The following is a 12,299-nucleotide window of genomic DNA, read 5'->3' on the forward strand; positions in this document are numbered from 1 at the left end:
GTATAATATCAAACGTAAAATTTCAGATTCCCTTATTGTTTCATTTAAGAACATGATAAATGTTAGTGAGTTGATTAATTATAGTATGAGTTCTTTTGCAGTTTCATGGGATGAAAAAAACATAATACTAAGTTGTTTTAAAAATTTACTGGTTTTTACACGTATCAAACCTGGTTTTTATACTTTTTCAAAATCTTTTCTTAAGCCATATAGGTACGAATCTGTAAAGCAAATTACAAAATCAGAATATTTATTGGTTCAGTTGTATAATTATGATGACATACCTAAAACAGACAGGGTGGTAATATCGAAATATAATTTGAATACCAATACAATAGTTAAAAACATTAAACCAGAACTCGCTGGTTTAGAGTATAGCCACCTAACCCATAAATGGTACGATAATAATTCTAAATATTTTTTATTGGCCGACCCTTTAAAATATAATATTACTATATACAGCAATAATTTGGATTCTGTCTTTTTCTTGAAAAGAAGTATCGCCAACTGGAAAAACACCAACGATTCTCTTTTTATAAAAAATTATGATAACTACAATATTAAAAATAGTATCGAAAATCTTCATAATGCAGATAAGAATATTAGCCGAATTGAAAAAATATTTTTCGTTAACGAAAGTAAAATACTTATATCATATAAACTAGCAGGTGAAACAGGGAAAGTTAGGAATGTAGATATTTGGACTAAGAAGAACAAGAATCAATGGATTTTAAAGGATTCAAATCTAATAACAAATATTACCGATCTATCTGACTTTAATGATACGATAACTGTGTTAAATAGACCCTTCCCCGAGTTAAATTACACGCCTGATTTACACTTTTATAAAAATAAGGTCTATCTTATCTGGCAAAGTTATTTTCCAGAATGTTTGGGATATACTGTTAGAGAATTAAGTAAAAAATATGATGAGTATGTCAAAGACCATTTTACAACTTTTGGAGTTATGGTTTTTAACTTTAAAAAATGACCATGCTATTTTTTTTTGGATAACAATATTATTGATATTCCATTAGTAATCTGTGTCTCTGCTTCTCAAGTAGGGTTTCAATGAAAAAATGTTTAGACAATATAGATAGAAATGGAAATAGTTTCGGTATTTTTGTTTTTGAATTTACAAAATAATTTATGCAATTTAAAAAAATACTGGGACTAACACTCTTTACATTATATTTTAATTTATTTTCTGTATGTCAATCATTTACTTTTCAAAAAGTCATTAACACAAAAGTAAAAAAGAGCTCTTCAGAATACAAAAAACCAATTACCTCTTTTTCTAATAACAAACTATATTTTGTTGATTTTGCTTCAAACAATATTGATGAGGTTTTCAATTCAGATTCCGTGATAAAAATATACCGTTTTAATACAACAAAAAACAAGACTGATTCCTTGCGTTTATCCTTTAAATATAATGGATTTGATTTAGAGTATACTGGTGGATGGTTTACAAATTTTTATGTTTCTTGGGGTGAAAAATATATATTTATAAATAATCATACTAATATTATTGTTTTAAAAAAGAAAAGTAGCGGAGAGTATCGCCTATATAAAAAAATAGCACGGCGATATTACTACCAAGAAATTAAACAACTAAGCAACGAGGATTTTCTTTTTCTCTTTTGCTATAATAGTCACCCATTGAATCAAAAAGAAAAAGTAGTTCTATCAATATATAATATACATTCTGATACTGTTTCAAAATCTATTTTTCCTCATTTTGATGGAATAGCGTATAGTTCGCTTATCCATAATTGGATAGAAGTAATTGACAAGAAAATTATTTTATCAAACACCCTTGATTATAAAATAAAAGTCTATGATATGAATTTGAAACTAACAGATTCATTGATAAGAATTATTCCAAGTTGGACTAAATATGAAAATGAAAAAACTTCAACCCATAATACCAAACAAATTATTGAAAACATATATGAATCTGACCAAACAAATTACAGAATTGAAAAGATAATTCCTTATAATAAAGCAAGCTTTATAGTATCATACAAAACAGGATTAAAGAAGGATGTTCGGCAAATTGATTTTGTGAAAATTGAAAACAAAAGTTTAGTAGTCTCAGATTCAAATATTAAAATTTCTACTATAGAACTTGCTGTCGTAAAAGATACAATAAAAACCGACAGTCGGCCTTTTCCAGAACTTATTTATTCAAATGACATATACTCGAATGGCAAATATATTTATGTTATATTGTCCGAATTTTGTCCCTATCAGATAAACGAAACGTATGGCTCGATGATTAAGAAATGTGACTCATACGCTAAAGAAAATGTTATAAATTGGGGTGTCCTAGTCTTTAAATACATCAAATGAAATTTCTGTTAATTTCATTATTTTCGGTTACTAGCTTCATGGCAAATGCTCAGTATGATATAGTGTACAATAAGAAAAATCTAATTGAAAATATAGATACCTCTGCGAGCAGCTTCCTTATTCTATTAAAAAACAATCGAAACTGTTATAATTGCTTTGGTGAGCTAGTACCTCTTTTTGATAGTTTAAAAAATACCAATTCTGTTGATTCATTTGTAGCGATAATACTGACTGACTCTGAAGAGTATAACACTTATGCCGTAACAGTGGTAAATAAATATTTAGATAAAATACTATTTGATTATACGGTTGAAAAAACAGATTTTATCTCACAAAAACCTAAACACAAGAGTCTGTTTACACAATACAATGTATATACTACGCCTGCACTATTGCTAATAAAAAATAAAAAAGTATTATATATTCCTACCGAAGAATTATTTTCAGCAAAACCTCTCAGTTTAGAAACATTGGCAAAAATATACGCTTTTTACAAAAATTAATTATATATATGCAAAATATTACCTGTTAGTACGGTAGCATATTCTCTCAATTGCCTTGTAGCGGGGTTTTTTAAAGGCAAGCCATCGGTACCAAATTGAGAACCGCAACAAGGAGTCCATGTTGCTCCAACATATTTACCACATTTCATAAAAAAGCCCGAAGAATCAACAACTAGTTTTGAACAGCTATCTAAAGGGCGGTAACTACAATTGAGGTCGAAAGCTTTGTATTCACTTGCTATATTTTTAAAAACGGCAATACCTCGCACTCCCACATTATCAATCACAGCCCACCCTCCCGGGTTTTGTAGTTTTATATATTGAGTGAGCGTTATATTGACATAAGTATCAACTGTAACATAAGGTATTGCATCCTCTTTGGTGCTTTTACCGCAAGCAAATATGATAAGAAATAGATATATATAAAATAGTTTTTGCATGTTATAGTTCTTTCCAATATTCCCGTCCCCGCATATCTATATAACCTATCTGCTCAGTAGGAAGTGTAACTATGGCCAAGCCCTTTACGAATGGTTTGCAGGCAGCATATTTAAAACCAGTAATCTGTCGGCCACGAGCGTTCACATATCCCCAATACTCTCCTTTGCGTGCAATCAGTATTTTACCATCAAAATCTTTGATACCGTCATAAGTGAAGGGAACCGTTACCCTGCCAGTAATATCTAAAATACCATAAGCACTATCGTTCTTAGCCAAGAAGTGCGTGGCATCTAAAACTATCATATCTGTATATTTAAACGGCACTATAATTTTATTCTTTTTGTCCACCACTCCCCACAAGCCATTCTTCATCAATGCAAACCTATTTTCTACGGAACTGGGTTTAAAGTTTTCATATACAAAAGGAATATTATACGAAACACTATCTGCCCTACCATATTTTCCACCTATATTTTCCAAGCCCGTCACATCGTCTGCCGCACGTCCAAAATCCTCGTATTCCTCGCAATCGGGTTCTCCTCCAAACATTTTATCATGGACTTCTCCTTTTTGATCTATCCATTTGCAAACGCCATTTTCGCGTATCATGCCATAAAGACCATCAAAGGGAAAAACTTCTGTAAATCGAGGTTTAATCAAAATCTTCCCTGTGGTGTCGCTATAGCCCCATACATTTCCCACACGAAATGGCACAAATATTTTTGTAGATTGCTGGGCAAACGCATGCACACCGATAAAAATCAGAATGATAGTTCCCAGAAACCTTATTTTAAATCTTTGGTGCATCAATTTGTTTTTGAGCTTGTTGTTAAAAAAAATACTTCTTTTTTCTTACAATAATAAAAGCAGTTTGCCCACTAAACAAATTTCTGTCCAAATTTTTTCGCCTTTCGGCAATGGAACTTTGTCAGGTTCGGAATTTTTATTGTCATAATTCACAAATAATTACGGAAATTTGCAAACAATATTTCAATTCGAAGCGTATACATCTTAATATAAAAAAGAATGAGTTACGAAATAGAGCCAGGCAAATACCTTTCAAAAATTCAAACACCTGCAGACCTGAAAAAGTTCAAAGAAAAAGAACTGGTAAAGGTTTGCAGCGATTTAAGGCAGTTTATAATCGACAATGTTTCTATCAATGGTGGCCACTTTGGTGCCAGTTTGGGTGTTGTGGAACTCACCGTAGCCTTGCATTATATATTTGATACGCCCTACGACCAATTGGTGTGGGACGTGGGTCACCAAGCTTACGGTCACAAAATACTCACAGGCCGCCGCGATATGTTTCATACCAATCGCATTTATAAAGGCTTAAGTGGTTTCCCAAAACGCAGTGAAAGCGAATATGATACTTTTGGCGTAGGTCACTCATCCACTTCAATCTCTGCTGCATTGGGAATGGCTGTTGCCTCTAAACTAAAAGGGGAACACGACCGCCAACACATTGCAGTTATTGGCGACGGTTCCATGACTGCCGGGATGGCGTTTGAAGGACTAAACCATGCTGGTGTTGAGAATGCAAATTTACTTGTCGTGCTCAACGATAATTGCATGAGCATTGACCCCAATGTGGGAGCATTAAAAGATTATCTCACCGATATCACCGCCAGTGGTACTTATAATAAAGTAAAAGATGAGCTGTGGAATATCGCAGGGCATATAGACAAACTTGGGCCAAACGCTCAAAAGTTTGCCAGCAAATTGCGTAAAAGTATAAAAGCCCTTTTGCTTAAGCATAGTAATCTTTTTGAGAGTCTCAACTTCCGTTATTTTGGCCCAGTAGATGGGCACGATGTGCACCATTTGGTGGAAGTGATGCGTGATCTTAAAAAAATCCCGGGGCCAAAACTATTGCACGTATTAACCGTGAAAGGAAAAGGCTTTCCTTTGGCCGAAAAAGACCAGACCAAGTGGCATGCCCCTGGTTTGTTCGATAAAATATCGGGCGAGATTTATAAGAAAACCTATGAAGCCCCACAGCCGCCAAAATATCAAGACGTATTTGGCCATACCTTGGTTGAGCTTGCTGAAATGAATGATAAAATTGTAGGGATTACCCCAGCCATGCCTAGTGGCAGTTCCATGAATATTATGATGAAGGCAATGCCCGATCGTGCTTTTGATGTCGGCATTGCCGAACAACATGCAGTTACTTTTTCTGCGGGACTTGCTACACAGGGCATGTTGCCTTTTTGCAATATATATAGTTCGTTTATGCAACGTGCCTACGACCAAGTGGTTCACGATGTAGCTATACAAAAACTGAATGTTGTTTTTTGTCTCGACCGTGCAGGTATTGCAGGTGCCGATGGGCCTACCCACCATGGTGCATTGGACATCGCCTATATGCGTTGCGTACCGAATATGATAGTGAGTGCACCCATGAACGAAGAAGAATTGCGTAACTTGATGTATACAGCACAGCTGGGTAAATACGAAGGCCCTTTTACTATTCGTTATCCCCGTGGAAATGGTGTAATGGCCGATTGGCGTAAGCCTTTTGCGGAGATTGAAATTGGCAAAGGACGCAAATTAAAAGACGGATCTGATGTTGCTATTATATCATTGGGACATATAGGAAACTATGCTACAAAGGCTTTAGAAAAACTTGAAGAAAGTGGACATTCTGTAGCTCATTATGATATCCGTTTTGTAAAACCCCTCGATGAAGAATTATTGCATGAAGTTTTTTCCAAATTCGATAAAGTAATTACCATAGAAGATGGAACCATTAAGGGTGGAATGGGCAGTGCGGTTTTGGAATTTATGGCCGAAAATAACTATCATTCGCAAGTGCACATCATGGGTATGCCCGACAATGTAATTGAACATGGCGAACAGGATGAATTATATAATGAATGTGGTTATGATACTGATGCGATTATAAGTGCGGTTACCAATATCCTGGTAAACGTCTAACAACTTGCCCTGTTTTTTTTTGATGAAATATTTTTTGTGTTCTTCTTTTTTATGTTTTTTTAGTAAGCATAAAAGCTCAGGATACGGGTATATATAAAATCCGTATTCTAGAAAAGAACTGGTTTTTAAACGGCTACAATTAATACCATTTCTTAAACTATATTAATTCTCCGCCCGAGGCGGATTAGTTTGTAATATGGTAATGCCGAACTACATCCCGAAAGCCACGCAAGTTCGCGGGGGGGATTAGTCCCCTTTTTTTGGACTATTATATATTGAGTTTCGGTATTAAACTTCCTCTTTTTCCGACTGATCCACTGTAAGAATTTTATCCCTCCGCAATACGGTTTCTATAATAGCAGTAATTATTGAAACTATTACACTAAACAAGAACGCCCACCACAAACTTTCAACTTTAAAGTTATCATCTATATAGGTTGCAATATATATAATAAAGGCATTGAGAAAAAAATAAAAAATTCCCAATGTGAGAACGGTGATAGGCAGTGTAAGTAGCACCAACAGCGGTTTCAATACTGCGTTTAAAAACCCAAGTACACACGCCAGTAAAAAAGCTTCTACAAAACCTCCCTTAAGTTTTACATGCGGGTCGAGCATGTATACAGCAAATATTACCGCTACTGCCGTTACCAATAGCCTGATAAAAAAGTTCTTCATATTATATATTAATCTTATTCACCCTGTTCTGATGTCTGCCTCCTTCGAATGGTTTATCCATAAACATTTGAATCATTTGTTTTGTTTTTTCAATGTCTACAAATCGGGCAGGGATACCTATAATGTTTGCATCGTTGTGCATGCGGGCAAGCCTTGCCAATTCTACTTCCCAGCATAGGGCTGCTCTTGCGTCTTTGTGTTTGTTTGCCGTAATGCACACACCATTTCCGCTCCCACAAATTAGAATACCCATATTATATGTTTTGTTAGCCACGGCTTGTGCTAACGGATGGGCAAAATCAGAATAATCGCAGGAGTCGTTCGAGAACGGACCAAAATCTTTTACTTCATTACCTTGTTCTTTGAGCCAAGTTATTAATACTTCTTTGTACTCAAAGCCCGCATGGTCGCCACCAATAGCTATATTCATCATTTATTATATATTATACTTTTAAATGCACTATAATTTTAGTCGTGCGGTATAAAATGCAAAAGTAAATCAGATTGTTTAACAAAAACAGATGAAATATTATTTAATACCAATTCTTAAACTAAAATAGTTCTCCGCCTGTGGCGATTTAGTTTTTAGAATGGTAATGCCGAACTAATCCCGAAAGCATTCGGGATTAGTCCCTTTCTTTTGGACTAATATATATTGAGTTTCGGTATTAGTTACTACTTCAGCGAAAACATTTTTTCCAATACTCCATATACGTTTTTCAAAGTAGTTTCCTTTTCTATTTTTGGATTTATTTCTGCTATTTCTACACCACAAACCTTAGGAGTATTCCACAAACTATTTAATAATTCTCCCGCTTGTTCTTTGGTCAAACCATTTACCACAGGTGTTCCTGTGCCAGGCACAAGGGCATTATCCATGCTGTCTATATCGAACGAAACATATAATAAATCATAGTCATTAAAATATTCCATAATGCTTTGGTATAATTGTTCGATGCTTTCTCCATTAATATCAGCAGGACTATAATATTTTATTTTTTCAGCATGTATATAGTCCCATTCTTCTTCTTCCAAATCTCTGATTCCTACAAATGCAATATCTCTTGAATTTACGGAATTTATAGCTAAACCGTTCTGTGTTTTAAGTTTTTCCCACCAAGCCACTTCTATATCGCAGGGTTTGTTTTTATTATATATATTATTGTCTATTCCAAGGCTTATAGCTACAGGCATACCGTGCATATTACCGCTTGGCGTGGTGTACGGGGTATGCAAGTCGGCATGGGCATCTATCCATATTACCCCAATTTTTTTATCTGGGTTTTGATTTCTAATAGCGGCGATGGCCGATGCTGCATTGCTATGGTCTCCACTTAAAATGAAGGGAAAATTTCCTTGTTCAATAATGCTTGAGATTTGTTCTCTGGCATTTAACTGGTGTCTGCCTATAATATCAACATACCTAGCAAAGGGATATAAAATAGCGGGGCGTGAAAATGTTTCAGGGACTTCAATTTTTGTGCAAGGATATGAAGACAAAATATTTTGATGCCTTTTGTCGAAATCTATCAAAGCGGTTGGGCCAAACGCTGCTCCTTGTTTAGCGGGATTTGCACCCAAATCGCTAATAAGTTGTATAATATGAATCGGTCTTCGGCTTACCATGTATGCGTGCAAATATAAGGGAACAAAATTCAATTTTTTAGGCTGCTGATTTTCTGCATTTTATGTCGACAAATTGTTTTTTTTACCTTTTACATACAACCCCGAGCCTGTAATTGTGGTTTAAGTAATTGGAAATAAAAAACAAAGGGCTATATTTGTAGAACAAAAATCCAAATCGCCGATGTATAAAGGCATTTATTTGTTACTCATCGTTATATGCCTTGCGGGTTGCCACCGCAAAGCCAAACCCGATTTGGATAACCCCGATGAGCCAGAGGTATGCGTAGACTTATCTAAATATATTACCATGTCTGCACAATTCAGCAGAGACTTGGCTAAGTTCGACCCCGTTTATCCCGAAATTTTATATTATATAAAAACTTCTTACAAAACTATTGATCTAGACCTGCACCGGACTAGTAATAGAATAATGCAACTGTTTTCATATAATCTCAGAACAAATTCTTTTTCTCTGATATTATATAGTAGGGGAGGCCAAATAGATACTTTAACGGGAGGTAGACAAGTTGATTTTGGTTTCAAGACATTCACCCCTGGCCCAAACGAATGGATTTTATTTCAGGACAACAGTCGCAATATTTGGAAAGTGAAAAAAGATGGAACCGCCATGCGGAAAATAAGGGAAAAAGCCAGCGGCCCTTCTTGGAACAAGGACGGAACACAAATTTTGTTCTACGACCAAACTACTCAAAAAAATACAATTATGGATTTAGATGGGAGTACAAAATCCGTCTTAAACATAGGTACAAGCAATCTTTCTTTTACGGGTGTTAATGGCGTATTGGTTGGATTGAATGGCGGTAGTAGCCAAATATTTCAGTACAATGCCGACTACCAAAGCAAAACCAACACTTCCACTGCTGACCCGCGTTCTGAGTTTAGCGATATTGGCTTGTTGCCCAATGGCTATGAAGCTATTGTTTGCCAGCCCGATTGGATAATAAAATGGAACCTCACCGACTCAACTATTAAAGAATATCTTCGCCCAAATTGTAACAGTCGTTCTTATGAAATGCCTAATGTGTCGCCCGACGGCAACCGTGTGGTGTTTACCAAAAAATGTAGAGACAAACTGGATGCTCAATATCTTATAGACAAACACGATATATATATCATGGATATTCGTTGCTGGCGTGCCAAAAAATTAGAACTCCCTTAATTCATTTTTCTATATTCCCTTATTTTACCAATAACTTTGCCCCATGTTCAAAAAGGCTAGTTATTTGCGTTCACCACTGTTTTATGTGGCCTTTATTTTAATTTTCTTCGCTCTTACCGAGGCGATTATTTTGTTTTTCGACAAACAAAATTTTGAAGCCCTTAAACGTGTTTTCTCTATTGTAGGGTTATTGGTGCTTATTATTTTTGATTTCTGGCTGCGTGAAGTGAAATTGTCTCGCAATACCAAAATGTTTGTGCAAATAATTATTGCTGTGCCGCTCGCTTTGAAATTTTTATATCCCTATAGCAAAGATTTTTATGATAAAATTATTTTAGACAAAACATTTTATGAATCCAATATCAAGATTAACAACACAAAATCGAAACAGGACTATATCATATTTGTATGGAATACCAAGGATGGGAAAAACATACCCGCCAAGGATGAGAGCATACGTGCCGCCAAAATAGATTTCTCGTTCGACACTGCAAATATTTTGATGTTCAAAGATGGTTTTGATCCTGCCTATTTCGAAAAACTAAAATATAGTTATATAATAAAAGATAGCACCTCTTTATCGGGCGAAATAGAAACCAACAAAAACCCCGAGCTTATTACTTCCCCTTACTTTAACCTTGCTACCAAAACAAAATATAATTACCATGTGTTTAAAATTGTATACGACAGTAACAATGAACCCTATTTGCTACAAGCCATTAACTTTAATTCCGACAGACCTACAATGCAACGAGCTGTAGACCAAATGGCAAAGGATTTACAAAAGAATTGAGCTGTTAAGGTTTTTATATATATTTTTGCACCCATATCAATGAATCAATATAACGTTACTTTTTTATTTGCCGATAAAACACTTCAACCCATAACACTAGTTGCCGATGCGGGAGAAAACATTTTGGATGTTACCATGGAAAACAATATCAAACTGCAACACAACTGTGGCGGAGTTTGTGGTTGTACCACTTGCCATGTATATATTAAGTCGGGTATTGAAAACCTGAGCGAAATGGAAGAAAACGAAGAAGACAGAATAGATATGGCCGAGAATTTAACCTTGGAAAGCCGCCTTGCCTGCCAATGCGAAATACGTGGCGATGTTACGTTATTGGTTCCTGACCAAACAGGTTTTGTGGGCCATTAATATATATAAATTACTATTCCTAAAACAAAGGAAACTATAATATAAAAACAAAATGAGTTTTGAACTACCTATATACTGGAACGACTACGAAGATATTGCCATGGCCTTGTGCGAAAAGTTTGGAAACGATTTCGATGAATCTAAAATATACCGTATCCGTTTCACTGAGCTCATGGATTGGGTTTTAGAAATTCCTAATTTTAAAGGCACTAAGGAGGAATGCACCGAAGGACATTTGGAAATGATTCAAAGTAATTGGGTATATGAATGGCGTGACAATAGAAAATAAAAAACTATAGTACCCATGAATAGAATAGCGGTCTTCCCGGGCAGTTTCGATCCTATCACCTTGGGCCATTATGATATTGTGCAACGGGCTTCTTCTTTGTTCCAAAAAGTGATAGTTGCCATAGGCACCAATTCCGACAAAAAACCATTGTTTACGCTCGAACAAAGATTGTTGTTTTTGCAACAAGCATTTAGCAATATCGACAATGTGGTGGTTGACACGTACGAAGGACTTACGGTCGATTATTGCAAAAAAGTAGAAGCTGCTTATCTACTGCGTGGGTTAAGAAGCAGTCCCGATTTTGATTATGAAAAAAGCATAGCCCAAATGAACCAATGCTTGGCTCCCCAAATTGAAACTGTGTTTTTAGTATGCCCGCCAAACCTCACAGCCATCAACTCGAGCATTGTTCGAGATATATATAGAAATGGCGGAAATATCGAACAGTTTCTTCCACCCGGTATTAAAATATAATTTTCTTTTCATCTTGCAAATACTTATCAAAGACCTACATGTGTTAGCAACAAAAATGGAGCATATCAAACAAAATATGTTACAGAGTTTGCGTCGCGACAAAGAGCTTGCTACTAAACTAAAAAATAATTCTTGTGTAGCCTTGGGCGACCTCAATTCGGGGAAGGTTTTTGATGATGATATCGCTGCTCAAAACTTCCGGAACTCTATAGAAGATGTATTGAAAGTTTCGGGTATGACCGCTCTGTTTATATTGCCTGGCGGTAGCATAGGTCTCATTACTTTACGCAAATTGCTGCAAACAGATATTGCTGCAAAAGTTCATATAGAAAAATTGCTTACGCTTTCTGTTGCGGAGAGCCCTAACTCTGACGTCTAAATCATAGTTCAAACAGCAAGGCCAATTGCGAAGTTCCTATGAAGAAGGGCAGGCACTTACCGTAAACTCTTACGATATTACACTTTTTGACTTTGCCCCCGACGTGAACCTTAAAAAATTTACCCAAAAACGTGCATTTATTAAAACCATTATGAAGTTCTCTGATATATATAGGGTCTGCTCAAAAACTCAGCCACCAGGAACAATTGTCTATTTTGAATTAAAAGCATAGTATAATGAATAATTATTCTTCTTTTTCACATGAAATA

At 35.5% G+C, this 12,299-nt stretch carries 16 protein-coding genes; 11 read left to right on the forward strand and 5 right to left on the reverse strand.

Going from position 1 to position 12,299, the window contains the following annotated elements:
• The 3 genes from SGJ10_04490 to SGJ10_04500 form a co-directional block, all read left to right on the forward strand.
• Positions 1 to 991: hypothetical protein (locus tag SGJ10_04490; GenBank protein MDZ4757386.1), on the forward strand; the 991-nt coding region annotated here is incomplete at its 5' end.
• A 158-nt stretch (positions 992 to 1,149) separates the two neighbouring features.
• Positions 1,150 to 2,355: a hypothetical protein gene (locus SGJ10_04495; GenBank protein MDZ4757387.1), complete on the forward strand. Its 1,206-nt coding sequence runs from the start codon at positions 1,150 to 1,152 to the stop codon at positions 2,353 to 2,355.
• The gene (locus SGJ10_04500; protein MDZ4757388.1) at positions 2,352 to 2,858 is read left to right on the forward strand and encodes a hypothetical protein; all 507 of its coding nucleotides are present in this window, start codon (positions 2,352 to 2,354) and stop codon (positions 2,856 to 2,858) included. Before SGJ10_04495 ends, SGJ10_04500 begins: the two co-directional genes overlap by 4 nt.
• Here the strand turns inward: SGJ10_04500 and SGJ10_04505 are convergent.
• Together SGJ10_04505 and SGJ10_04510 are read right to left on the reverse strand one after the other, a co-directional pair.
• Entirely contained in the window at positions 2,855 to 3,298 is a 444-nt protein-coding gene (locus SGJ10_04505) for a hypothetical protein (protein ID MDZ4757389.1), read from the reverse strand. The genes SGJ10_04500 and SGJ10_04505 overlap by 4 nt on opposite strands.
• A gap of 1 nt (position 3,299) precedes the next feature.
• Complete coding sequence (locus SGJ10_04510) at positions 3,300 to 4,106, reverse strand: WG repeat-containing protein (GenBank protein MDZ4757390.1); 807 nt, start codon at positions 4,104 to 4,106, stop codon at positions 3,300 to 3,302.
• Between the two features lie 219 nt (positions 4,107 to 4,325).
• Here SGJ10_04510 and dxs point away from each other — a divergent pair, with 219 nt between their 5' ends.
• On the forward strand, positions 4,326 to 6,242 hold the full coding sequence (gene dxs, locus SGJ10_04515; protein ID MDZ4757391.1) for a 1-deoxy-D-xylulose-5-phosphate synthase: 1,917 nt from the start codon (positions 4,326 to 4,328) through the stop codon (positions 6,240 to 6,242).
• A 288-nt stretch (positions 6,243 to 6,530) separates the two neighbouring features.
• On the opposite strand, the gene SGJ10_04520 is transcribed toward dxs, so the two are convergent.
• The 3 genes from SGJ10_04520 to SGJ10_04530 all read right to left on the reverse strand — a co-directional run bounded on the left by SGJ10_04520 (position 6,531) and on the right by SGJ10_04530 (position 8,546).
• Positions 6,531 to 6,920 (reverse strand): phage holin family protein, encoded by a 390-nt coding sequence (locus tag SGJ10_04520; protein MDZ4757392.1) that lies wholly within the window; start codon positions 6,918 to 6,920, stop codon positions 6,531 to 6,533.
• 1 nt (position 6,921) lies between these two features.
• Complete coding sequence (gene rpiB, locus SGJ10_04525) at positions 6,922 to 7,353, reverse strand: ribose 5-phosphate isomerase B (protein ID MDZ4757393.1); 432 nt, start codon at positions 7,351 to 7,353, stop codon at positions 6,922 to 6,924.
• Between the two features lie 242 nt (positions 7,354 to 7,595).
• Positions 7,596 to 8,546 (reverse strand): arginase family protein, encoded by a 951-nt coding sequence (locus tag SGJ10_04530; protein MDZ4757394.1) that lies wholly within the window; start codon positions 8,544 to 8,546, stop codon positions 7,596 to 7,598.
• Positions 8,547 to 8,745: 199 nt separating this feature from the next.
• On the opposite strand from SGJ10_04530, the gene SGJ10_04535 reads away from it, so the two are divergent.
• Genes SGJ10_04535 through SGJ10_04565 form a run of 7 tightly spaced genes read left to right on the forward strand, consistent with a single transcriptional unit; the run spans position 8,746 to position 12,262 of the window.
• On the forward strand, positions 8,746 to 9,726 hold the full coding sequence (locus SGJ10_04535) for a hypothetical protein (protein MDZ4757395.1): 981 nt from the start codon (positions 8,746 to 8,748) through the stop codon (positions 9,724 to 9,726).
• Between the two features lie 43 nt (positions 9,727 to 9,769).
• The gene (locus SGJ10_04540) at positions 9,770 to 10,519 is read left to right on the forward strand and encodes a hypothetical protein (GenBank protein MDZ4757396.1); all 750 of its coding nucleotides are present in this window, start codon (positions 9,770 to 9,772) and stop codon (positions 10,517 to 10,519) included.
• A gap of 39 nt (positions 10,520 to 10,558) precedes the next feature.
• Positions 10,559 to 10,888, forward strand: coding sequence for a 2Fe-2S iron-sulfur cluster-binding protein (locus SGJ10_04545; GenBank protein ID MDZ4757397.1), 330 nt, complete (start codon positions 10,559 to 10,561; stop codon positions 10,886 to 10,888).
• A gap of 52 nt (positions 10,889 to 10,940) precedes the next feature.
• Positions 10,941 to 11,177, forward strand: coding sequence for a Fe-S cluster assembly protein IscX (iscX, locus tag SGJ10_04550; GenBank protein ID MDZ4757398.1), 237 nt, complete (start codon positions 10,941 to 10,943; stop codon positions 11,175 to 11,177).
• A 15-nt stretch (positions 11,178 to 11,192) separates the two neighbouring features.
• Positions 11,193 to 11,651, forward strand: a complete 459-nt coding sequence (gene coaD, locus SGJ10_04555; protein ID MDZ4757399.1) for a pantetheine-phosphate adenylyltransferase — start codon at positions 11,193 to 11,195, stop codon at positions 11,649 to 11,651.
• A 13-nt stretch (positions 11,652 to 11,664) separates the two neighbouring features.
• Entirely contained in the window at positions 11,665 to 12,030 is a 366-nt protein-coding gene (locus tag SGJ10_04560) for a hypothetical protein (GenBank protein MDZ4757400.1), read from the forward strand.
• 25 nt (positions 12,031 to 12,055) lie between these two features.
• Complete coding sequence (locus tag SGJ10_04565) at positions 12,056 to 12,262, forward strand: hypothetical protein (GenBank protein MDZ4757401.1); 207 nt, start codon at positions 12,056 to 12,058, stop codon at positions 12,260 to 12,262.
• Positions 12,263 to 12,299 lie beyond the last annotated feature (37 nt).

The organism is Bacteroidota bacterium (assembly GCA_034439655.1).
Lineage (GTDB): Bacteria > Bacteroidota > Bacteroidia > UKL13-3 > UKL13-3 > CANJUD01.